Source organism: Lacrimispora sp., from assembly GCF_031982545.1.
Classification (GTDB): Bacteria; Bacillota; Clostridia; order Lachnospirales; family Lachnospiraceae; genus Lacrimispora.
This window is the reverse complement of the sequence record NZ_DALYXB010000005.1, coordinates 1-22,433: the sequence shown is the minus strand read 5'-3', so window position 1 is coordinate 22,433 and position 22,433 is coordinate 1. Positions and strand designations below refer to the sequence as shown.

Below are 22,433 nucleotides of genomic sequence, written 5' to 3'. Positions count from 1 at the left end.
AAGAAAGATGGAAGATAACAAAGAAGAAATAATTTCTAAAAACTTTATTGAACAGGAGATAGACAAGGATCTTTCAGAAGGCGTTTATAACCATGTGCAGACCAGATTTCCGCCGGAGCCAAACGGTTATCTGCATATTGGACATGCCAAATCCATCCTGTTAAACTATGGCCTGGCTAAAAAGTATGGCGGAAAATTCAACCTCCGTTTTGATGATACAAACCCGACAAAAGAAAAGACGGAATTCGTGGAATCTATTATTGAAGATGTGAAATGGCTGGGTGCAGAATTTGATGACAGACTTTACTTTGCTTCCAACTACTTTCAGGAGATGTACGACTGTGCCGTTCTTTTAATCAGGAAGGGAAAGGCATTTGTCTGTGATTTAACTGCCGATGAAATAAGGGAGTACCGGGGAGATTTTAAAACTCCTGGTAAAGAGAGCCCTTACAGAAACCGGAGTGTGGAAGAGAACTTAAAGATGTTTGAAGAGATGAAGGACGGTAAATACAAAGACGGCGAAAAGGTGTTAAGAGCCAGAATTGATATGTCATCTCCCAACATCAACATGCGTGATCCGGTTATCTACCGTGTGGCACGTATGACCCATCATAACACCGGGGATACCTGGTGTATCTACCCCATGTATGATTTTGCACATCCAATTGAAGATGCCATTGAACAGATTACCCACTCCATCTGTACACTGGAATTTGAAGATCACAGACCGTTGTACGACTGGGTAGTAAAAGAGTGTGAATTTGAAAACCCTCCCCGTCAGATAGAATTTGCAAAGCTTTATCTGACCAATGTGGTAACTGGAAAGCGTTACATCAAAAAGCTGGTAGAGGATAACATCGTTGACGGTTGGGAAGATCCAAGACTGGTATCCATCGCAGCATTAAGAAGAAGAGGTTATACGCCGGAATCCCTTCGCATGTTTGTTGATTTAGTAGGTGTTTCCAAGGCAAACAGCTCTGTTGACTACGCGATGTTAGAGTACTGCATCAGGGAAGATTTAAAACTGAAAAGACCCAGAATGATGGCGATTTTAGACCCAATCAAGCTGGTAATTGATAATTATCCGGAAGATACCACGGAGTATCTGGATGTAGCCAATAACCTGGAGAATCCGGAACTGGGTGAGAGAAAGGTTCCATTTGGAAGAGAACTTTACATCGAACGGGAAGATTTTATGGAAGAGCCCATTAAAAAGTACTTCCGTTTATTCCCAGGCAATGAAGTCCGCCTCATGAACGCTTATTTTGTGACCTGTACGGGCTGCGAAAAAGATGAGAACGGCAATGTTACGGTTGTTCACTGCACTTATGACCCGGAGACAAAGAGTGGTTCCGGATTTGAGGGCAGAAAAGTGAAAGGAACCATTCACTGGGTAGCTGCTTCAACTGCACAGAAAGTGGAGTGCCGCTTATATGAGAACATCGTGGACGAAGAAAAAGGAAAGTTAAACGAAGACGGAAGCTTAAACTTAAATCCCAATTCCCTGACTGTTTTAAAGAACTGCTATGTGGAGCCCAGCTTTGAAGGAGCCAGGGCATATGACAGCTACCAGTTTGTAAGAAACGGCTTCTTCTGTGTTGACTGCAAGGACAGCACACCGGAGCATCTGGTATTCAACCGGATTGTATCCTTAAAGAGTTCTTTTAAAATTGGAAAATAGTACAGCTGAACAAAAATGCCGCATGACCGCAAGACAAGGGACGTGCGGCATTTTTTCCTATCCGGTAAAGGAGGAGTGTTGTTACCATGGAACTGATGATACCGTTAAAGAACCAGCCAGGCTTGCCTTATTACAGCCAGATTTACAGTTACATTAAGAATGAAATTGTAAAAGGCAATCTAAAGCCTGCGGTTCGCCTCCCCTCCACCAGACTTTTGGCGGAGCATTTAAAAGTCAGCAGGAGTACCACCCAGATGGCCTACGAGCAGCTTTTATCCGAAGGCTATATTGAGTCGGTTCCCTGCCGTGGCTATTTTGTATTGAAAATCGACGGACTCATTCATACCGGACAGGAGACACTAAAAAGCCAGCCCTCTTTTTTTACTGCTGCAAAAGAAGAAGGGGAGAAAAAGAACTGGGCTGTGGATTTTTCCCCAAGAGGAATTGATCTTTGTAATTTTCCCTTTAATACATGGAGGCGGATATCAAAAAATACGCTGATCGACGATAACAGAGAGATCTTCGCAGCGGGAGATCCCCAGGGAGAATACCTGTTTCGGGAAGCGATCCGTTCCTATCTTCATTCTGCCAGAGGAGTTAACTGTCTTCCGGAACAGATCATTGTAGGTGCAGGAAGCGAATATCTTCTGATGCTCCTGTCCCAGATTCTGGGAAGGGACAGAACCATCGCCATGGAAAATCCCACTTACAGACAGGCATACCGGGTGTTTGACAGTCTGCAGTATCAGGTGGTACCTGTCGATATGGATCAGTCGGGAATGGATGTCTCGCTGCTTGAAAAAAGCGGTGCAGATATTGCCTATGTCATGCCCTCTCATCAGTATCCCACTGGAATTATTATGCCGGTTAAACGAAGACAGGAGCTGCTTGCATGGGCATATGAACAGGAGAACCGGTATTTAATTGAGGATGATTACGACAGTGAGTTCCGTTATAAGGGAAAGCCGATTCCTGCCCTGCAGGGTATGGATGACAGGGAGCGGGTGATTTACTGCGGTACCTTTTCCAAATCCATTGCACCTGCCATCCGTGTCAGTTACGTGGTATTACCCATCCCCCTTTACCAGATTTATCAGAAACGGATCAGTTTCTATGCTTCCACAGTATCAAGAATTGATCAGAACATATTGTATCAGTTCCTGTCTGAGGGACATTATGAGCGTCATTTAAACCGAATGAGAGCCGTTTATAAGTCCAAGCACGATGTGTTAACTGCCGGTTTAAAGTCCTTTGAAGATCAGTTTTTAATTGGGGGAGAACATGCAGGACTGCATCTGCTGCTGACAGACCAGAAGGGAAGAAGCGAGGAGGAACTGGTTTTAAGGGCAGAGAAGAGAAACGTAAAAGTATATGGTTTGTCCGGATCCTTTATTCATAAGGAACATAATAAATACCCACCTACGGTTATTCTTGGATTTGCAAATTTAACTGAGACGGAAATACAAAAAGGGATTGCTCTTTTAAAAGAAGCCTGGTCGGTTGACGGCAGTAAGGGGGGAAGTTCGTGAATTATGATGGAAATAAAGCCAGAAGAGAAGAAAATATAAGAATCGGCGTCACCATAGCCCTGGTATCCCTGTTGATGCTTCTTTTAAGTGTGGCAGGAACCATGAGAAACAGTAAGGAAGTACAGAATAAGGATAAACAGCTTAAGAAGACAGAGTTATCTCAGATTCAGGAAAAAGACGCAACACCGCCAGAAACCGCGGTTACAGAAATGGCCGATACGGGAATTTCTCTGACTGCTGCCAATCGTGAATTTTTAGAAGGGCTGAACGGCAGATTGAAAGACGGGGATCTGGAGGGAGCTGCAAGGTTAATAGAAACAAATGGTGATTCCATTGCTGAATTTCCCTGTATGTATTCGGAAGAGATGCTGATACGTGAAATCAAGGATGGAACTGGAATGGTATTTCTAAAACCTACCGTTGTATTTTATGGAGATTTTAAAAATGGAATGCCGGATGGAACTGCTTCGGCCATCTCAGTCCTTAGTCTGGAAGAAGGTAAACGGTATGATTATTCCTATGGAAGCTGGAAGAATGGAAAGATGAACGGCAGCGGTGAATGCGGTTACCGCTATTACGATGAAGTGACTCAGGATATTACTGTTAAAACCTCTAAAAACGGAATGTTTCAGGATGATCTCATGCAGGGAGATATCACTTATTCCAGTACCAACAGGCAGGGAGAGACCGCTGTGTGGCAGTTTCAGACGAAGGATGGAGTGATTGTATTAAATGACCGGTGGATCAAAGAAACAGATGCAAAGGGGGCAGTGATTTATAAACTCCTTGCCAATGGGGAAAAGGATCACGCCTATGCTCTTAGTGAACGAGTCATAGGTGAGGATCGATGGAGAAACTTAATTTCGTTCTCCCAAATTGAAGGAGGAGGCACCAGTCAGTGAATCAGGAGATTATAAACCGTCTTGCAGTGATCACCGATGAGGAACGGGAGATCATAAACGGCCGGACGGAAATCGACCGGAAGCGGTATACAGAAGGGCAGGAGCTGGTGATCGACAGCAGAAAGATGTTAGAGCATGGTAAAATGATCCGCATCAGACCTCATACCAGATTTGTCCATTTTCCAAGACATAAACATAATTATATAGAAGTGATTTATATGTGCCAGGGAGAGACCACCCATCGGATTGACGGGGAAGAGGTAGTATTAAAAACCGGGGAACTGCTGTTTTTAAATCAGCATGCAACACAGGAAATACTTCCTGCAGGTGAGGGGGATATTGCCGTTAACTTTATTATTCTTCCGGAATTTTTTGATACTGCCTTTCAGATGATGGGAGAGGAGGAGAATCTTTTAAGAGATTTTCTGGTAGGCAGTCTTTGCTTTGATCCACGCTATGCCAGTTACCTGCATTTTCAGGTGGCTGACGTTCTTCCAGTACAGAATCTGGTGGAAAATATGGTATGGACTCTGCTCAATGACCAGCCAAATAAAAGAAGCATCAATCAGGTTACAATGGGGCTTTTATTTCTTCAACTCATGCACTACACCGATAAGATCAGCCATACATCAGAAAGTTTTGACCAGAAGCTGACTTTTCAGGTTTTAAAATTTATTGATGAAAATTATAAAGACGGGGAGCTGACAGAACTTGCAGCCAGCTTAAACTACAATATTTACTGGCTGAGCAGAGCAGTAAAACGCATCACCGGCCGGACATTTAAGGAACTCATTCAGATTAAGCGGCTGAATCAGGCTTCCTTTCTTCTTCTGAATACCAGACTTTCTATCACAGATATATCGATTGCAGTAGGATATGACAATACCAGTTATTTTCATCGGATTTTCCGGAATTACTACAGCATGTCTCCAAAAGAATACAGGGATAAGAATGTAACGTTGCCATCTCCCGATGGGAAGAGATAACAGTATTAAGGAGTATCCTTTTTCTACTTTGTTAAGGATGAAAAACCGGAAGAGATGATTTAAAAATGAAGAAAAGAAAACAAAGATAATTTATTAATAACTTGTATTTTTGTAATAATGAAAATCATTCCTGCATATACTTGGTTATATATGGTTAATTTAATAATATCTGTAAAGGAGAGGACCAATATGCCAAGAGGAGTCAGAAAAACAGCGCTTGAGAAACTTCAGGAAGAGTTAACGGAAGTTCAGGAATCCATCAAGCAGTATAAGGAAAGTCTTGTTACACTGGATGAAAAGGAAAAAGAAATTCAGGATAAAATAAAGCTGGAACAGTTTAAGGAAGTATCTACAATACTGGACGAGCACGAAATGTCTATTATGGATTTAAAGGAATTACTTATTTCTTCCAAGGCTGAGTAGGAAAATTAAGCAATTGGGTGAGGATGCAAATAAGGACGCAGTTTTAATTAAATTATTTCAAGTGTCGAAATAACAATCAAGCGTCACGGAAATACTGAATTTCAGTATGCCGTGACGTTTTGAATTGTCGTTGATTATTAAGATTTGTCTTTATGTGGGCATGGTGGATAATGAAATATGACTTTAAAGGCCTTATGGCCTTTGGTATTATGAGAAAATTATTAACCATGGTATAAGGTGTGTATCTTATTTGAGTACAAGTGCAGACATGAGAAATAAACTCATGAGATTTTATGTAGTTGTATGGTGTCCTATGGGTCTTCTATAGTTGATGGATCTGAAGCGCCAACACAGACAAAATGTTTGCAAATAGCTTTTGATAACATCGACTTTGACTTAAAAGAAAAGAAATAAAAAAAGACCACTCGAAAGCAGTCTTTTTTATGTTTATGCGAGGTTAACGTTTACAGCTTGTAAGCCACGATTACCCTCTGTAATATCAAATGTTACAGACTGTCCGTCATCTAATGACTTATAACCGTCCATAGCGAGACCTGAGAAATGAACGAAAATATCGTTACCCTTCTCGTCGCTGATAAAACCAAATCCCTTTTGTGCATTAAACCATTTTACTGTACCTTTATTCATTAAAGATACCTCCTTAAATTAAAATTATATTTGATAAAACTAAAAATCGCACATATGCGTAAATCATCAATAGAATAATGACTTACGTATACATGCGAAATCAAGACTTTATTAAAATACTACTTTTAATATAACACGATAATCTGAATATGTCAAGAAAAAATGTAGAAATAATAAAATGATAAATTGAACGGCGGGGAGTTTATGGGGTGTTCAAGTCTAAACTTGGTAAAATATCGTTTGTCGGAGTTAAAAGGTAATCTAATGATTAGTTAAGTTTCAGCCAACCACTAAATACCTTATGATGGACTTCTAACTGGTGATTACTTCAACTTTTTATATTTTGCTTTAAATTCGGGTTCGTTTTGCGTTAAAACAGATATTATCTGTGGGAAAAACAATAATGAAATAAGGGGTTGATTTGTATGAGATTAAAAGTGGTCTTGACATGCCAATAAGGAATGAAATAAAATTGATCGATTACATGTAAAATGGGTTAGCATCACTGTTCATAAATAAACGGAATAACCTCTTCACGCTTGATGTTCAATACATAAGCAAACTCCTCGCAAAGCGCTTTTTCAGCATCCTTAAGAAAGTCTTCATCTGAAATCTGTAATTTATTATTTTTATTTGTGTTTTTTAGCTCTTGTTTGTGCCAACGTAAAGTTTTTATCATTTTTACAAGTTCGGAACGGTTACCATCTGCAAGAATCTGGCCGTATAATTCTTTTCGCTTACGATTATCTTTATTCCAAATGTGATCTTTATCCGGCAATTTTTTTAGTAGAGAGAAAATCTCATCGGCAGAGAGAATGTGGCGAATTTCAGTTTTTCTTCTGCTACTTATAGATGAGATGTATACTGTAGCGGCAGCATGGTAAACAGGTTTGAGTACATAATATTGGCCGATTTTTTCATCCATACACATATCCTGTAATCCGGTAACCTCACAAATACCATGACTTCCGTATATAAAGACATCACCTATGTTCATAATATTTCACCTCTTTCTAATAAAATAAAAAAATGCAGTTCACTAAAACCGGACTCACGTACCCGTAAAGCAAACCACACGTTTGATATTTATATTATAGCACAATTGCAGACGAGGTGTATACGGCGATATACCCAAACTTACGACTATATTATAGGTTAATCTATTTAATATTTTCCAGAGTACAGGGAAATACAAGACTTTAAAAGAAAATGCAAATAAGGACGCAGTTTTAATTAAACAGCGTCCTTATTTTTTATTTAAATATCCGTTATGATATAAATAGAAATGTGGGTGGGCAATAATAGTGAACACCCTGCGGGTATCCCTTTATGCCCAGAGAACATGGGCAATAATAATGAAAGAGTGTGGTGCGTATGGAAAATTATTATCTTGCCGTAGACATTGGAGCCTCCAGTGGTCGTCATATACTCGGCACTGTGAAGGACAACAAGATAATTCTGGAAGAGATTTACCGTTTTGACAACGGCATGAAGCAGGAGAATGGTCACTTATCCTGGGATGTGGAGTCCTTATTTACTGAAATAATAGAGGGACTGAAGCAGTGCAAAAAACTTGGTAAGATACCCGTCAGCATGGGCATTGACACCTGGGCAGTGGATTTTGTCCTTCTGGATGAGGAGAATAAAATTCTTGGAAGGGCAGCTGGATACCGGGATGACAGAACAACGGGAATGGATGAAAAGGTATATGAAATTATTTCCCAGAATGATTTATATAAGAGAACCGGAATTCAAAAACAGATCTTCAATACAATTTATCAGCTGATGGCTATTAAGGTGAAAGAACCAGATCTTCTTAAGAGGGCCGAATCACTCCTTATGATACCGGATTACTTTCATTTTCTGCTGACGGGAGAAAAGAAACAGGAGTATACCAATGCTACCACTACCCAGCTGGTCAGCCCAGTAACCGAGGATTGGGATTATGAACTGATTCGTATGCTTTCCTATCCGGAGAAGCTATTTAGACCGCTTTCCATGCCTGGAACAAAGGTGGGCCAGTTCACTGAGGAGATCATAAAAGAGGTGGGATTTTCCTGTACTGTGGTATTACCTGCCACTCATGATACCGGATCTGCGGTAATGGCTGTTCCTAAAGTTCCGGAAAAAGAAGAACTTCAGGAGGACATACTATACATCAGCTCAGGAACCTGGTCGCTTATGGGAACCGAACTTCCGGCTGCCGACTGTTCCACTAAAAGTATGGAAGCTAATTTTACCAACGAAGGCGGGTACGATTTCCGTTATCGGTATTTAAAAAATATTATGGGACTTTGGATGATACAGTCAGTGAAAAAAGAACTGGCGGGGAGAGGCGAAATTTATTCCTTTGCAGAACTGTGTGAGCTTGCATCAAAGGAAAGTATTCCTTCTCTGGTTGACTGTAACGATAACTGTTTTCTGGCTCCAGAGAGTATGATAAATGCGGTTACTGAGTTCTGTCAGAGAAATAATCAGCCTGTACCAAAAAGTGCAGGAGAAATTGCTGCAGTGATTTATAACAGTCTTGCTGCATGCTATCAAGATACAGCTAAAGAGCTTCAGTCCATTACAGGAAAAACATATTCCAGTCTTCATGTGGTGGGAGGCGGTTCCAATGCAGCCTACCTAAATGAATTAACTGCGAAACAGACGGGGAAAACCGTTTATGCCGGACCGGGAGAAGCCACTGCGATTGGAAATCTGCTGGCTCAGATGATCTCATACGGAGAATTTGAAGATTTAAAAACAGCAAGAGAATCAGTATTTCAGTCATTTGCTGTAAAAGAATATAAGCCGATTTAACGGCTGTGGATGGGAGAGGAGCTATATGATCAGAAAATCATTTAAAATGTATCTAAATGAAGGAATGGCGGAGGAATATGAGAGACGTCACAACCTGCTTTGGCCGGAAATGAAAGAAATGATTCATGAATGCGGCGGACATAATTATTCCATATTTTTAGATGAAGAAACCAATGTGCTTTATGGATATATCGAGATAGAAGAGGAAGAGAAATGGGCAAAATCTGCAGATACCCCCATTAACCGGAAATGGTGGGACTATATGGCGGATATTATGAAAACAAATCCGGATAACAGCCCTGTTTCAGACGGGTTAAAACCGGTATTTCATTTAGATTGAAAAAAGAAAGGAAGAAATAAATATGACAATCAAAGAAAGATATGAAGCAGCGAGGGAATCATATAAAGCAGTAGGCGTTGATACAGACCAGGTACTTCTTGCACTGAAACAGATCCCGATCTCCATGCACTGCTGGCAGGGTGATGACGTAACCGGATTTGATGGAGCAGGAGCATTATCAGGTGGAATCCAGACTACCGGAAATTATCCGGGACGGGCACGCAATCCCAAAGAACTGATGGCAGATATGGACAAGGCGCTGAGCCTGATTCCTGGAAAACACAGAATCAATCTTCATGCAAGCTACGCAGTCTTTGAAGAGGGAGAATGGGCTGACCGGGATGAGCTGGAGCCAAAGCATTTTGCAAAATGGGTGGAATTTGCGAAAGAGAGAGGAATCGGCATTGATTTTAATCCTACCTTATTTTCCCATTCAAAAGCAGAGCATGCCACCTTATCAAGCGAAGATCCTGAAATAAGGGCATTCTGGATCCGCCATGTACAGGCGTGCATCCGTATTTCCCAGTATTTTGCCGAAGAGTTAGGTACACCCTGTACCATGAATATCTGGATTCCAGACGGATTTAAGGACATTCCTGCCGACCGTACCTCACCGAGAGCAAGATTAAAAGATTCCCTTGACCAGATTCTTTCCATGGATTACGATAAGTCTAAGGTATTTGTTGCAGTAGAATCAAAGGTATTTGGCATTGGTATGGAAAGCTGTACCGTAGGATCCCATGAATTTTATATGAACTATGCATCAAAGAATGATATTCTCTGCCTGTTGGACAGCGGACATTATCATCCGACGGAGGTAGTTTCTGATAAGATCTCTTCCATGCTTCTGTTTTTTGATAAAGTAGCACTTCATGTAACCAGACCAGTTCGCTGGGACAGTGACCATGTGGTACTGTTTGACGATGAGACGAAAGAGATCGCAAAAGAGATCGTTCGTGGCGGAGCAGACCGTGTCCTTTTGGCTCTGGACTTTTTTGATGCCAGTATCAACCGTTTAAGCGCCTGGGTAATAGGAATGAGAAACATGCAGAAAGCTCTTTTGAACGCCCTTCTGCTTCCCAATGAGAAACTGGCTGCTTTACAGGAATCCCGTAATTTTACAGAGCTTATGATGCTTCAGGAAGAGTTAAAGCTCTATCCAATTGGTGATGTATGGAATTATTTCTGTGAGTTAAACGGAGTACCTGCAAAAGAAGACTGGTTCAGCCAGATTACCGCATATGAAAAAGAAGTGCTGGCAGACCGCAAATAGAGGAGAAGAAACATGAAGATATTAGATGCAGAATTTGTAAAAGGCTTTATCCGTCTGTGTGACGATGGATTTAATCAGAACTGGCATGAAAGAAACGGAGGCAATTTAAGCTACCGGATTAAGGCAGAAGAAGTAGAGTCTGTAAAGGAAGAATTAGATCAAAACACTTCCTGGCAGCCCATCGGAACAACGGTAAAGGATCTGGCAGGGGAATATTTTATGGTCACAGGAAGCGGAAAATATTTTCGCAATGTGATTTTAGATCCGGCTGCCAATACCTGTATCATAGAAATCGACGAATCCGGTGAAAATTACCGGATCTGCTGGGGACTTGTAAACGGAGGACGCCCTACCAGTGAGCTGCCTTCCCATTTAATGAATCATGAAGTGAAGAAGATTGCAACCAATGGTCTGCACCGGGTCATTTACCATGCTCATCCCGCCAATGTAATTGCATTAACCTTTGTGCTGCCATTGGAAGATCGTGTATTTACAAGAGAGTTATGGGAGATGGCTACCGAATGTCCCGTTGTTTTCCCAAGTGGCGTTGGTGTGGTTGGCTGGATGGTACCAGGCGGACGGGATATCGCAGTTGCCACCAGTGAGCTAATGAAGAAATATGACGTGGCAGTATGGGCCCATCATGGCCTCTTTGCTTCCGGTGAAGACTTTGACTTAACCTTTGGATTAATGCATACGGTTGAAAAATCAGCGGAGATTCTGGTAAAGGTACTATCCATACGTCCGGATAAACTTCAGACAATTACACCACAGAACTTTAAAGATCTTGCCCGTGATTTTAAAGTTACACTGCCGGAAGAGTTTCTTTACGAAAAATAAAGTGTTCATATAATAGAATGACGAAATGTTAACCTGAAACAACAATTTGGTTGACAATACAAAAATCCCTTTGTATAATGATGAAAAATGACATCATTCTACAGGGGGATTTTTCATGAAAAGTTTAAAAACAAAAGAAATTACGTTATGTGCTTTGTTTGCATCTCTGACTGCAATTCTGTCTCAAATTACCATACCCATCGGACCGGTACCCGTCAATTTCGCTCATCTTTCTACCTTTCTTGCAGCGGGGTTACTGGGATCAAGGCTGGGGGCACTAAGCCAGCTTACCTTTGTTTTAATGGGAGCAGCAGGTCTTCCGGTATTTTCCGGATTTAACGGCGGGCTGACCAGGATAGCGGGTCCTACGGGAGGATATATCATCGGTTATATAGTATCAGCTTATGTGACCGGCTGGGTTTTGGAGCGTTTTGGAAAGCGCACGGTTAAAACCCTTGCCTTGTCCATTCTGGCCGGCTGGCTGGTTACTTACGCATTTGGAACCCTGTGGTTTTCCTATATTACCCACACCTCTTTTACCGCAGCACTTAGTCTTTGCGTAATTCCATTTCTGCCGGGTGATTTATTAAAGTCATGCATTACTATTGTTTTAGTCCGCCGGTTATATTCTGTAATTCAAAGAACTCTGCAGTGGTAATGAGGAATAAAAGGAGGACAGAAAATGACAGATCCGTACATAAATCTTACAAAGGAAGATGCCAGGTCCATTCTTCTGATGCCGGATGAAGAACTTCCGAAACTTCTTGAAGAGGCATATGCATTACGAAAGAAGCATAAAGGAAATATGGTGAGTATCCATCTGCTTACCAATGCCCGCAGCGGCAACTGTTCTCAGAACTGCGCTTACTGCGCCCAGTCCGGACAAGCGAAAACAGACATTGATACCTATGAACTGATCACCAGTGAGAAGCTTTTACAAGACGGTTATCTGGTTAGAGAAAAGAAGCTGGCGAGGCATTGCATCGGATTAAGCGGAATCCGTTTTTCTGATCAGGAGATTGTTGCATTTGCCAATGAGATTAAGAATCTGAAGAAAGAAAGCGATACTCCGGTCTGCTGTTCCATCGGATTTCTTACAAAAGAGCAGGCGATGATCTTAAAAGAAGCCGGTGTGGACAGAATCAACCATAATTTAAATACAGGCAGAAACTATTATCCCAATATCTGCACGACCCACACCTATGAGCAGCGGATTGCCAATATTCAGATGCTGAAAGAGATGGGGTTTGAACTTTGCTGCGGCGGAATCGTGGGATTGGGTGAGAAGCCGGAAGATGTGGTGGACATGCTGTTTGAGATTCGGGATTTGAGTCCGAAAGCTGTTCCCATTAATTTTCTGATACCCATAAAAGGTACGGCGCTGGAACATCAGAGTACAGCCATTCTCACCTCTGAATACTGTTTAAAAGTACTTTGTCTGTCCAGACTTTTAAATCCTGAATCAGATATCCGGTGTGCGGCTGGAAGGGAACTTTATTTAAAAGGAAAAGAAAAATGGATGTTTTATGCGGTTGATTCTGTATTTGCTTCCGGATACCTTACTGCAGGCGGGGAAAGCATTGACAGCACCATAAAAATAATTGAAGAAGCCGGGTTTGAATATTCCATTGAGCCTTAACGTTTATATAAGAATCACAATTAAAGGAGCAGATTCCGAAACGCATCTTCCGGGATCTGCTCCTCTTTCCTGCATTCAGCAGAATATTTATTGTAATTCATCTTCCACTATGGTGGTGGTATCATCTGAAGATTCTAAAGCTTCGGAATCTGTGTTATCTTCTGGTGCCTCAGCAGCAGGTTGTCCGGATTCAGAAGCGGAATAATCAAGACCGCCGTCTTCGGTAATATCCATATCTTCCTCATCCATATCTTCCTTCTCCATAGCAGAATCAAACATATCTCTGGCTGTGTCAGCCACTGCGGAAGCTGCTTCCTTAGCTGTATCACTGACAATGGTAGCCGCATCCTTCATCATATTTTTAGCCGCATTCGCTGCGTCTTTTGCTGCATCTGCCATATCGGAGGCTGCTGTCTTCAGCTCATCCTTGTTTGCATGAAGGGAAACGTAGTTGCGGTTCATCGTACTGTCAATTTTGGAAATGTCATCATTCCCGTCATCTTCAAAATCATGGAAGTTTTCTTCCAGCTCCTTATGGAAGGATTTGTATTTTGTAAAATAAGAGATGCCGGCGGCAACAGCACCGGCGATAGTGGCAAGTGCCACGAATTTCCCAAAACCATTACCTCTTTTTGCCATTTTAAACACTCCTTTCATTCTCTTACCTATTGTAATACTTACCCGGAAAAAAATAAAGGTATATAATAAGAAAATTTCTATAAACTATGTAAGTAACGGCTCAATCCGTTTAAATATGGTAAATTTGTAAAAAAAATATAAAGTTAGCACTCAACTATTGACAGTGCTAATAATGAGTGATATAACATATTATGTGAATAAAATATAACTTCTTTCTAAAGGCCAATCAGAAAGAAATAATAAGAAGGTTATGAGGAGGAATTGCAATGAAATTAGTACCATTATTTGACAAAGTTGTGTTAAAACCATTGGTTGCAGAGGAGACAACAAAGTCCGGTATCGTTCTGCCGGGTCAGGCAAAAGAAAAGCCACAGCAGGCGGAAGTCATCGCAGTAGGACCTGGCGGTCTTGTGGATGGTAAGGAAGTTTCCATGCAGGTGAAAACAGGCGATAAAGTAATCTTCTCCAAATATTCAGGAACAGAGATCGAAACCGGAGAAGACGACGAGAAGTATGTAATTGTAAAACAGAGCGATATTCTGGCAGTAATTGAATAATAAACGCAGTACCGGCAGGTAACAGCAGATTTTGATAAAAAGGTGTGATTTCCTTATATAAGATCACAAATTAAACTTTAAACTGGAGGAATGAATCATGGCAAAGCAGATTAAATATGGCGTAGAAGCCAGAAAAGCACTTGAATCAGGAGTGAATCAGTTAGCAGATACCGTTCGTGTAACCTTAGGTCCGAAAGGAAGAAACGTTGTACTTGATAAATCATTCGGAGCACCGTTAATTACCAACGATGGTGTTACCATTGCAAAAGAGATTGAGCTGGAAGATGCATTTGAGAACATGGGTGCACAGCTTGTAAAGGAAGTTGCTACCAAAACCAATGATGTTGCCGGTGACGGTACCACAACAGCAACTGTACTGGCTCAGGCCATGATCAATGAAGGAATGAAGAACCTGGCAGCTGGTGCCAACCCGATCGTTTTAAGAAAGGGTATGAGAAAGGCAACTGAAGCGGCAATTGAAGCAATTGCCAAGATGAGCGAGCCGATTAAAGGAAAAGCGGAGATCGCAAGAGTAGCAGCAATCTCAGCAGCAGATGATGTAGTTGGTGAGATGGTAGCTGACGCTATGGAGAAGGTTTCCAACAACGGCGTCATCACCATTGAAGAGTCCAAGACCATGAAGACAGAGCTGGACCTTGTAGAAGGTATGCAATTTGACAGAGGATACATTTCCGCTTATATGTGCACCGATATGGAGAAGATGGAAGCAAATCTTGACGATCCATATATTCTTATTACTGACAAGAAGATTTCCAGCATCCAGGAGATTCTTCCATTATTAGAGCAGGTTGTTCAGTCCGGTGCAAGACTTCTTATCATCGCAGAAGATATTGAAGGCGAAGCATTGACAACTCTGATCGTTAATAAATTAAGAGGAACCTTTAATGTAGTTGGTGTGAAAGCTCCTGGCTACGGCGACAGAAGAAAAGAGATGTTACAGGATATCGCAGTTTTAACAGGCGGTACAGTCATTTCTGAAGAACTGGGCTACGAATTAAAGAATGCAACTCTTGATCAGTTAGGCCGTGCAAAATCAGTTAAGATTCAGAAAGAAGTTACTATTGTTGTTGACGGATACGGTGATAAAGCTGCCATTGATGCAAGAATTGGTCAGATTAAGAGCCAGATCGAAGAAACAACTTCTGAGTTTGATAAAGAAAAATTACAGGAAAGACTTGCTAAATTATCTGGTGGTGTGGCAGTAATCCGTGTTGGTGCTGCAACAGAGACTGAGATGAAAGAAGCGAAGCTTCGTATGGAAGATGCATTAGCTGCAGCAAGAGCAGCAGTAGAAGAAGGCGTAATCGCAGGCGGCGGTTCTGCTTATGTACATGCAATTACTGAGATCGAAGGTCTTGTGAGTGAGCTGGAAGGCGATGAGAAGACAGGCGGAAAGATCATCTTAAAGGCTCTTGAGGCACCATTATTCCACATTGCAGCCAATGCAGGACTGGAAGGAAGCGTCATCATCAATAAAGTAAAAGAAGCAAAGGTAGGCACAGGCTTTGATGCATACAAAGAAGCTTACGTAGACATGGTTGATGCAGGTATTCTTGATCCTACCAAGGTAACAAGAAGTGCACTTCAGAATGCGACCAGTGTTGCGTCCACCTTATTGACAACAGAGTCTGTTGTTGCTAATATTAAGGAAAAAGCACCTGCAATGCCGGCCCCGGGCGGAATGGATATGATGTAAGATTTATACAGAAGAGACGCCTTGCAGGTATGAGAAAGGATCCAGTATTATTATGAATGAAATGTATGCAGAATGGCTTGTAAAGAGGAAGTCTCCGGCTTATACCATGTTACTGAAAATTGTGATGGGAATTCTATGTGTAATTGCATTTTTCCTGTCCATCTCTCCGGTTTTCGGTATCTTTGGAGTGATAATTTTGTTTGTTGCCGGAGCGGCAACCTACGTCGTATTCCGAAACAGTGATGTGGAATATGAGTATCTGTTCGTGACCAATACCTTGTCCATAGACAGAATTTACGGCAAAAGCAAGCGTAAGAAAGGCTGGGAAGGATCGATGGAGGAAATTCAGATTGTAGCACCTACCGGTTCTACAGAAGCCAGAGATCACGAATCAGGCACCATGAAAGTACTGGATTTCTCTTCCAAAACACCTGATGCTAAGACTTATACACTGATTAGCCAGTCTGGTTCAGAACGGACGAAGATTATTTTTGAACCAAACGACAAGCTGCTCCGCTGTATGAAGATGACTGCACCACGCAAAGTTGTAACTCAGATGTAATAACAGGAATCAGACGGTTTAACCACGCCGCCTGATTCTTTTTTTTGCTTTATGGGAAAGTTCTTTTATTTGACTGACATATACGTATATGTTACAATGAAATCAATACTTATCAGAAATATAAAAATAAACCCGGTAAAATGGAGGTTAAACAATTATGGAAAGTAAATACAGGCATCTTTATAAGCTGCTTTTAGATAAGATTGACAGGCGGGAATATGAGCCAGGAGATAAGCTTCCGGCGGAGGGCGAGCTGATGGAGGCTTACGGCGCTTCCCGGGATACGGTGCGCAAGGCTCTGGAACTTCTGGTTCAGGACGGTTATATCCAAAAAGCCAGAGGAAAAGCGGCGGAGGTTCTGGACAAGAACAAGTTTAATTTCCCTGTATCCGAAATCGCAAGCTTTAAGGAAATCTACCGGTTTTCTGCTTCTAAACCCAATACCATTGTGGAAAATTTAGAAATTGTCAAGGGAGATAAGAAGCTGATGGCGGCCCTACAGATCGGACCGGAGGATGAGGCGTTTTTGCTTGAGAGAGTCAGGGAGATCGAGGGAGAGAAGATCATTATTGACAAGGATTATTTTTCACGGAAGGTGGTGGAAAATCTGCCTCTTCGTGCGGCTCAGGATTCTGTTTACGAATATCTGGAAAAGGAGCTTGGCCTGAAAATCGGATTTGCCATGAAGGAAATTACGGTACACATGGCTACAGATGAGGATTACCGCCTGCTGGATATGGGAAGCTACGATATGATCGTGGTGGTGAAGAGTTATACCTATCTGGAGGATTCCACCCTGTTTCAGTTTACCGAATCCCGCCACAGGCCGGACAAGTTTAAGTTTGTGGATTTCGCCCGAAGGAAGCTGTAAGAAGATTGATCCAAAGGCAGGAATATATTTCTTCATATATGTTGACAAAGATATACGTATATGTTATAGTCAAAACACAATAATAACATACAAGTTGCAACTATTTTAAAAACATATTGAAAAGGAGTATGGATATGGGGAAATATGAAGATGATTCCAGGCAGCTTTTGGACCTCGTCGGAGGTAAGGGGAATATAGGGGCTGTGACTCACTGTATGACCAGAATGCGTTTTGTGCTGTCAGATCCTTCAAAGGCTGATACGCAGAAGATCGAAGCATTGAAAAGCGTTAAGGGTACCTTTACACAGGCTGGGCAGTTTCAGGTCATCATTGGAAACGACGTACAGATTTTTTACAATGAATTTGCAGCGATTTCAGGAATTGAAGGTGTATCAAAGGACGAAGTGAAGAAGGAAGCCAAGGGCAACATGAACGCGCTGCAGAGAGTGGTAGCAGATATAGCGGAAATATTCGCGCCCCTGATTCCCGCCATTATCGTAGGGGGTCTCATCCTGGGCTTTCGGAATATTATCGGTGAAATTAAATTCATGAACGGCGGGACAGAGACTTTGGTGGCTGTTTCCCAGTTCTGGGCCGGGGTTTACAGCTTTCTCTGGCTCTTAGGCGAGGCCATCTTCCATTTCCTTCCAGTTGGTATCACATGGTCCGTGACGAGAAAGATGGGAACCACCCAGATCCTGGGAATCGTTCTCGGTCTCACCTTAGTATCTCCCCAGCTTTTGAACGCCTATGCCATGGCGCCGGGCGTAGAGATACCGGTTTGGGATTTTGGTTTTGTAAAAATGAGAATGATCGGTTATCAGGCTCAGGTTATTCCGGCAATTTTAGCAGGCTTTGTACTGGTTTATCTGGAGAGGTTCTTTAAGAAGATCACTCCTCAGGCCATTTCTATGATTGTTGTTCCGTTCTGTTCCCTGCTTCTGGCAGTGATTGCCGCCCATGCGGTAGTAGGACCTATTGGCTGGGCCATTGGTTCCGCTATATCAAAGGTGGTTTATGCAGGACTTACTTCTAGCTTCCGCTGGCTGTTTGCTACCTTATTCGGCTTCGTCTATGCGCCCCTTGTCATCACAGGGCTGCATCACATGACAAATGCCATCGATCTCCAGCTCATGGCGGAGTTCGGCGGAACCATGCTGTGGCCAATGATCGCTTTGTCCAACATTGCGCAGGGCTCTGCAGTACTGGGTATGATTTATTTACAGAAAAAGGATGAGGAATCAAAGCAGATTTCTATTCCAGCCTGCATCTCCTGTTATTTAGGGGTGACTGAGCCCGCGATGTTCGGCGTGAACTTAAAGAGGGGATTCCCCTTCCTTTCCGCGATGATCGGCTCTGCCATTGCGGCAACCGTTTCCGTTGGAATGAACGTTATGGCTAATTCCATCGGAGTGGGCGGCATTCCGGGAATTCTGTCCATTCAGCCTCAGTATATGGGAATCTTCGCCATCTGCATGCTGATTGCGATTGCAGTACCCTTTGGGCTGACTGTCATTGTGGGCAAAAAGAAAGGAATTTAGTAAATGCAGAATTTTAAAAAATCATGTGTTTATCAGATATATCCCAAATCCTTTATGGATATAGACGGAGACGGAATCGGGGATTTAAAGGGCATTATTGAAAAGCTGGATTATTTAAAAAAGCTGGGTGTGGATTACCTCTGGCTCACTCCATTTTTCCTATCGCCTCAGAATGATAACGGCTATGATATTGAGGATTACTGCCGGATCGATCCCTTATTCGGAACCATGGAGGATTTGGATCGCTTAATCTCCGAGGCAAAAGACCGGGATATGAGGCTCATGCTTGACATGGTTTTCAACCACACTTCTACGAGACATGAGTGGTTTCAACGGGCTCTTGCCGGTGAGAAGAAATATCAGGATTACTATTTCTTTCAGAATGGAACGGCGGGCAGTCCGCCCACCAACTGGCAGTCCAAGTTCGGGGGAAATGCATGGGAGTACGTGGAAGAGCTGGGAAAGTATTATCTGCACTTATATGATGTGACCCAGGCGGATTTAAACTGGGAGAACCGGGACGTGCGGGAAGAAATAAAAAATGTAATCCGTTTCTGGAAAGAGAAAGGAATCAGGGGCTTCCGGTTTGATGTCATCAATCTGGTCTCCAAGCCAACTGTTTTTGAAGATGACGAGGAGGGGGACGGACGCCGTTTCTACACGGACGGTCCCCGGATTCATGAGTTTCTGCGGGAAATCGTGGAGGATACCGGGCTTGATGCAGAAGATGTGGTCACAGTAGGGGAAATGTCTTCCACCACCATAGACCATTGTATTCGTTATACAGACCCAAAAGAAAAGCAGCTGAAGATGTGCTTTAACTTCCATCATTTGAAAGTGGATTATAAGGACGGAGATAAATGGTCCTTAATGCCCTATGACTTTGGGCGGCTGAAAAAGATCTTCCACACTTGGCAGGAGGGCATTGCCGGGGGAAACGGGTGGAATGCAGTATTCTGGTGCAATCACGACCAGCCGAGAGCGGTATCCCGGTTCGGTGATGACGGAATCTACAGGAAGCAGTCCGCCAAGATGCTGGCTACGGTGATTCACGGGATGAGAGGTACGCCCTTTATCTACCAGGGAGAAGAAATCGGTATGACCAATGCCTGTTTCACGGATATTTCCCAGTACCGGGATGTGGAAAGTCTTAACTATTTTGATATTTTAAAGGAGCAGGGGCAGAAGGAAGAGGATATCTACCGGATACTTAAGGAACGGTCCAGGGACAATGCCAGAACCCCCATGCAGTGGGACGGAACGGAAAATGGCGGATTTACATCCGGAACGCCGTGGATGATTGTCAATAAAAACTGCCGGGAGATCAATGTAAAAGAGAGCCTTTCTGATCCTGATTCCATCTTTACCTATTATCAGAAGCTGGTGGAATTGAGAAAGCAGTATGATATCATCAGCGACGGGAGCTATGAACCGGTTCTTGTGGATAATCGGGGTATCATGTCCTATAAAAGGGCTTTGTATGGAGAAAAGCTGCTGGTATTTGCCAACTTCACCGGGCAGGAGCAGACGGTGAAGCAAAAAGAAGATCTGGGTGACTGGGAGGTATTGCTGTCCAATTATGAAAGTATAAAAATCTTTGGGGACAGGGTGACGCTGGAGCCCTTTGGAGCAGTTATTCTGCACCGGAGAGGATGATCCGGTGAGGCATTTAACATGACGTGTTCTGGCATTGCAGAAAAGATCGTACAGAATTCATCGCTGTAATCAGCAGAAGTGAATTCCTGCCGGTCTTTTTTTATGCACCTGAAGACTGCCAGGCTTAAAGCCGGAGCAGTGGACCTGGTTAAGTGATTATTTATTAGAAATGTTCATTTTACTGTCCACAGAGGGCGGAAAAAAACAGGAAAATGTCCGTTGACAACCAAAGCAAAGTTTGCTAAACTATTTAACTAATAAGCAAAAATGTTTATTTTAAAAAGTATAAAATTAAGCGAAGGAGAGGAAAATAATGGGTACAATTATTGGCGAAGGCATTACATTTGATGATGTGCTGTTAGTTCCAGCTTATTCAGACGTAATACCCAATCAGGTTGATTTATCGACCAACCTTACAAAAACCATCAAGCTGAACATTCCACTTATGAGTGCAGGAATGGACACCGTAACCGAACACCGCATGGCAATTGCCATGGCAAGACAGGGTGGCATCGGCATTATTCACAAGAACATGTCGATTGAAGAACAGGCAGAAGAGGTTGATAAGGTTAAGAGGTCAGAAAACGGCGTCATAACGGATCCATTCTATCTTTCCCCGGAACATACATTAAAAGATGCGGACGAGCTGATGGCTAAGTTCCGTATTTCCGGCGTACCGATCACAGAGGGAAAAAAATTAGTCGGTATTATCACCAACCGTGATTTAAAGTTCGAAGAGGACTTTAGCAGGAAGATCAAAGAAAGCATGACTTCTGAGAATCTGGTGACAGCAAGAGAAGGAATTACTCTTATGGAAGCAAAGAAGATTCTTGCCAAGGCAAGAGTCGAGAAGCTGCCCATCGTAGATGAAGAATTTAACTTAAAAGGTCTTATTACCATCAAAGATATAGAAAAGCAGATCAAATATCCATTGTCTGCAAAAGATGGACAGGGAAGGCTTTTGTGCGGAGCAGCAGTTGGAATTACCGCCAACGTTCTGGATCGCGTGGCTGCCCTTGTGGAAGCGAAGGTAGATGCTGTGGTTCTTGACTCTGCCCACGGACATTCAGAGAATGTAATCAACTGCGTCAGAATGATCAAGGAAGCCTATCCAAACCTTTCTGTCATTGCCGGTAATGTAGCGACAGGTGAAGCAACTAAGGCTCTTATCGAAGCAGGAGTTGATGCAGTTAAGGTGGGAATCGGACCTGGTTCCATCTGTACCACCCGTGTGGTTGCAGGAATCGGTGTACCGCAGATTTCAGCAGTTATGGACTGCTACAGTGTAGCAAAGGAACATGGGGTTCCCATCATTGCAGACGGAGGAATCAAATACTCAGGAGACTTGACAAAGGCCATTGCAGCAGGCGGAAGTGTCTGTATGATGGGAAGCATGTTTGCAGGCTGTGATGAAAGCCCGGGAACTTTCGAACTGTATCAGGGAAGAAAGTATAAGGTATACCGCGGTATGGGATCTATCGCTGCCATGGAGAACGGCAGCAAGGACCGTTATTTCCAGACAGATGCGAAAAAGCTGGTTCCGGAAGGCGTGGAAGGCCGGGTTGCATATAAAGGCATGGTAGAGGATACGGTATTCCAGATGCTTGGCGGTCTCCGTTCCGGTATGGGATATTGCGGATCAAAGGATATTAAGACCCTTCAGGAAACAGGCAGATTTGTTAAGATCTCAGCTGCTTCCTTAAAAGAAAGTCATCCTCATGACATTCATATAACAAAAGAAGCACCCAACTACAGCATTGACGAATAATAAAAAGGGGCTGTGAAATAAGTCTCTACGAAAAAGGAGGATCTTCTTCTGAGCGA

21 protein-coding genes are annotated in these 22,433 nt (G+C 42.7%); 18 read left to right on the top strand and 3 right to left on the bottom strand.

The genetic code is table 11. The annotated features are described in order from the left end of the window. Positions 1-7: 7 nt before the first annotated feature. The 5 genes from ABS301_RS09530 to ABS301_RS09510 all read left to right on the top strand — a co-directional run bounded on the left by ABS301_RS09530 (position 8) and on the right by ABS301_RS09510 (position 5,521). Positions 8-1,681: a glutamine--tRNA ligase/YqeY domain fusion protein gene (locus ABS301_RS09530; RefSeq protein ID WP_349672006.1), complete on the top strand. Its 1,674-nt coding sequence runs from the start codon at positions 8-10 to the stop codon at positions 1,679-1,681. 86 nt (positions 1,682-1,767) lie between these two features. Further along, on the top strand, positions 1,768-3,210 hold the full coding sequence (gene pdxR, locus ABS301_RS09525; protein ID WP_349672005.1) for a MocR-like pyridoxine biosynthesis transcription factor PdxR: 1,443 nt from the start codon (positions 1,768-1,770) through the stop codon (positions 3,208-3,210). Then, on the top strand, positions 3,207-4,112 hold the full coding sequence (locus ABS301_RS09520) for an MORN repeat-containing protein (RefSeq protein WP_349672004.1): 906 nt from the start codon (positions 3,207-3,209) through the stop codon (positions 4,110-4,112). The genes pdxR and ABS301_RS09520 overlap by 4 nt, the downstream gene beginning before the upstream one ends. Further along, the gene (locus tag ABS301_RS09515; RefSeq protein WP_349672003.1) at positions 4,109-5,098 is read left to right on the top strand and encodes an AraC family transcriptional regulator; all 990 of its coding nucleotides are present in this window, start codon (positions 4,109-4,111) and stop codon (positions 5,096-5,098) included. Before ABS301_RS09520 ends, ABS301_RS09515 begins: the two co-directional genes overlap by 4 nt. 189 nt (positions 5,099-5,287) lie before the next feature. After that, positions 5,288-5,521 carry a hypothetical protein gene (locus ABS301_RS09510; protein ID WP_349672002.1) on the top strand — a complete coding sequence of 78 codons (234 nt, stop codon included), beginning with the start codon at positions 5,288-5,290 and terminating at the stop codon, positions 5,519-5,521. 447 nt (positions 5,522-5,968) lie between these two features. On the opposite strand, the gene ABS301_RS09505 is transcribed toward ABS301_RS09510, so the two are convergent. After that, the gene (locus ABS301_RS09505) at positions 5,969-6,169 is read right to left on the bottom strand and encodes a cold-shock protein (RefSeq protein ID WP_349672001.1); all 201 of its coding nucleotides are present in this window, start codon (positions 6,167-6,169) and stop codon (positions 5,969-5,971) included. A gap of 502 nt (positions 6,170-6,671) precedes the next feature. Continuing rightward, positions 6,672-7,166, bottom strand: coding sequence for a CarD family transcriptional regulator (locus ABS301_RS09500; RefSeq protein WP_349672000.1), 495 nt, complete (start codon positions 7,164-7,166; stop codon positions 6,672-6,674). Positions 7,167-7,543: 377 nt separating this feature from the next. Here ABS301_RS09500 and rhaB point away from each other — a divergent pair, with 377 nt between their 5' ends. The 6 genes from rhaB (at position 7,544) to bioB (ending at position 13,066) form a co-directional block, all read left to right on the top strand. Continuing rightward, positions 7,544-8,974 carry a rhamnulokinase gene (rhaB, locus tag ABS301_RS09495; protein WP_349671999.1) on the top strand — a complete coding sequence of 477 codons (1,431 nt, stop codon included), beginning with the start codon at positions 7,544-7,546 and terminating at the stop codon, positions 8,972-8,974. A gap of 25 nt (positions 8,975-8,999) precedes the next feature. Next, positions 9,000-9,314, top strand: a complete 315-nt coding sequence (gene rhaM / locus ABS301_RS09490; protein ID WP_104436530.1) for an L-rhamnose mutarotase — start codon at positions 9,000-9,002, stop codon at positions 9,312-9,314. A 22-nt stretch (positions 9,315-9,336) separates the two neighbouring features. Then, positions 9,337-10,587: an L-rhamnose isomerase gene (locus tag ABS301_RS09485; RefSeq protein WP_349671998.1), complete on the top strand. Its 1,251-nt coding sequence runs from the start codon at positions 9,337-9,339 to the stop codon at positions 10,585-10,587. Positions 10,588-10,599: 12 nt separating this feature from the next. Then, complete coding sequence (rhaD, locus tag ABS301_RS09480) at positions 10,600-11,427, top strand: rhamnulose-1-phosphate aldolase (RefSeq protein WP_349671997.1); 828 nt, start codon at positions 10,600-10,602, stop codon at positions 11,425-11,427. Positions 11,428-11,542: 115 nt separating this feature from the next. Further along, positions 11,543-12,085, top strand: a complete 543-nt coding sequence (locus ABS301_RS09475; RefSeq protein ID WP_349671996.1) for a biotin transporter BioY — start codon at positions 11,543-11,545, stop codon at positions 12,083-12,085. Between the two features lie 24 nt (positions 12,086-12,109). Further along, positions 12,110-13,066, top strand: a complete 957-nt coding sequence (bioB, locus tag ABS301_RS09470) for a biotin synthase BioB (protein WP_349671995.1) — start codon at positions 12,110-12,112, stop codon at positions 13,064-13,066. Positions 13,067-13,153: 87 nt separating this feature from the next. Here the strand turns inward: bioB and ABS301_RS09465 are convergent, their stop codons facing one another. Continuing rightward, positions 13,154-13,705: a hypothetical protein gene (locus ABS301_RS09465; RefSeq protein ID WP_349671994.1), complete on the bottom strand. Its 552-nt coding sequence runs from the start codon at positions 13,703-13,705 to the stop codon at positions 13,154-13,156. Positions 13,706-13,971: 266 nt separating this feature from the next. Between ABS301_RS09465 and ABS301_RS09460 the strand changes: the two genes are divergently transcribed. From ABS301_RS09460 to guaB, 7 genes are all read left to right on the top strand, one after another. Then, the gene (locus ABS301_RS09460; RefSeq protein WP_097005136.1) at positions 13,972-14,262 is read left to right on the top strand and encodes a co-chaperone GroES; all 291 of its coding nucleotides are present in this window, start codon (positions 13,972-13,974) and stop codon (positions 14,260-14,262) included. Positions 14,263-14,359: 97 nt separating this feature from the next. Then, positions 14,360-15,979, top strand: a complete 1,620-nt coding sequence (gene groL / locus ABS301_RS09455; RefSeq protein ID WP_349671993.1) for a chaperonin GroEL — start codon at positions 14,360-14,362, stop codon at positions 15,977-15,979. 52 nt (positions 15,980-16,031) lie between these two features. Further along, entirely contained in the window at positions 16,032-16,541 is a 510-nt protein-coding gene (locus ABS301_RS09450) for a DUF6106 family protein (protein ID WP_349671992.1), read from the top strand. Positions 16,542-16,698: 157 nt separating this feature from the next. Next, a complete protein-coding gene (gene treR / locus ABS301_RS09445; RefSeq protein WP_349671991.1) occupies positions 16,699-17,412 on the top strand; it encodes a trehalose operon repressor in 714 nt (237 codons plus the stop codon). Between the two features lie 134 nt (positions 17,413-17,546). Further along, positions 17,547-18,953, top strand: coding sequence for a PTS system trehalose-specific EIIBC component (gene treP, locus ABS301_RS09440; RefSeq protein WP_349671990.1), 1,407 nt, complete (start codon positions 17,547-17,549; stop codon positions 18,951-18,953). A 3-nt stretch (positions 18,954-18,956) separates the two neighbouring features. Beyond that, entirely contained in the window at positions 18,957-20,609 is a 1,653-nt protein-coding gene (treC, locus tag ABS301_RS09435) for an alpha,alpha-phosphotrehalase (protein ID WP_349671989.1), read from the top strand. A 313-nt stretch (positions 20,610-20,922) separates the two neighbouring features. Beyond that, positions 20,923-22,377 carry an IMP dehydrogenase gene (gene guaB, locus ABS301_RS09430; protein ID WP_349671988.1) on the top strand — a complete coding sequence of 485 codons (1,455 nt, stop codon included), beginning with the start codon at positions 20,923-20,925 and terminating at the stop codon, positions 22,375-22,377. The last annotated feature ends 56 nt before the right edge of the window (positions 22,378-22,433 follow it).

What these genes read in the sequence shown, in the direction of transcription:
- treC (WP_349671989.1), top strand. Translation starts at nt 18,957, where the DNA reads ATGCAGAATTTTAAAAAATCATGTGTTTATCAGATATATCCCAAATCC.
- guaB (WP_349671988.1), top strand. Translation starts at nt 20,923, where the DNA reads ATGGGTACAATTATTGGCGAAGGCATTACATTTGATGATGTGCTGTTA.
- rhaD (WP_349671997.1), top strand. Translation starts at nt 10,600, where the DNA reads ATGAAGATATTAGATGCAGAATTTGTAAAAGGCTTTATCCGTCTGTGT.
- treR (WP_349671991.1), top strand. Translation starts at nt 16,699, where the DNA reads ATGGAAAGTAAATACAGGCATCTTTATAAGCTGCTTTTAGATAAGATT.
- pdxR (WP_349672005.1), top strand. Translation starts at nt 1,768, where the DNA reads ATGGAACTGATGATACCGTTAAAGAACCAGCCAGGCTTGCCTTATTAC.
- rhaM (WP_104436530.1), top strand. Translation starts at nt 9,000, where the DNA reads ATGATCAGAAAATCATTTAAAATGTATCTAAATGAAGGAATGGCGGAG.
- ABS301_RS09500 (WP_349672000.1), bottom strand. Translation starts at nt 7,166, where the DNA reads ATGAACATAGGTGATGTCTTTATATACGGAAGTCATGGTATTTGTGAG.
- ABS301_RS09530 (WP_349672006.1), top strand. Translation starts at nt 8, where the DNA reads ATGGAAGATAACAAAGAAGAAATAATTTCTAAAAACTTTATTGAACAG.
- ABS301_RS09485 (WP_349671998.1), top strand. Translation starts at nt 9,337, where the DNA reads ATGACAATCAAAGAAAGATATGAAGCAGCGAGGGAATCATATAAAGCA.
- ABS301_RS09465 (WP_349671994.1), bottom strand. Translation starts at nt 13,705, where the DNA reads ATGGCAAAAAGAGGTAATGGTTTTGGGAAATTCGTGGCACTTGCCACT.
- rhaB (WP_349671999.1), top strand. Translation starts at nt 7,544, where the DNA reads ATGGAAAATTATTATCTTGCCGTAGACATTGGAGCCTCCAGTGGTCGT.
- ABS301_RS09510 (WP_349672002.1), top strand. Translation starts at nt 5,288, where the DNA reads ATGCCAAGAGGAGTCAGAAAAACAGCGCTTGAGAAACTTCAGGAAGAG.
- groL (WP_349671993.1), top strand. Translation starts at nt 14,360, where the DNA reads ATGGCAAAGCAGATTAAATATGGCGTAGAAGCCAGAAAAGCACTTGAA.
- ABS301_RS09460 (WP_097005136.1), top strand. Translation starts at nt 13,972, where the DNA reads ATGAAATTAGTACCATTATTTGACAAAGTTGTGTTAAAACCATTGGTT.
- ABS301_RS09450 (WP_349671992.1), top strand. Translation starts at nt 16,032, where the DNA reads ATGAATGAAATGTATGCAGAATGGCTTGTAAAGAGGAAGTCTCCGGCT.
- treP (WP_349671990.1), top strand. Translation starts at nt 17,547, where the DNA reads ATGGGGAAATATGAAGATGATTCCAGGCAGCTTTTGGACCTCGTCGGA.
- ABS301_RS09505 (WP_349672001.1), bottom strand. Translation starts at nt 6,169, where the DNA reads ATGAATAAAGGTACAGTAAAATGGTTTAATGCACAAAAGGGATTTGGT.
- ABS301_RS09475 (WP_349671996.1), top strand. Translation starts at nt 11,543, where the DNA reads ATGAAAAGTTTAAAAACAAAAGAAATTACGTTATGTGCTTTGTTTGCA.
- bioB (WP_349671995.1), top strand. Translation starts at nt 12,110, where the DNA reads ATGACAGATCCGTACATAAATCTTACAAAGGAAGATGCCAGGTCCATT.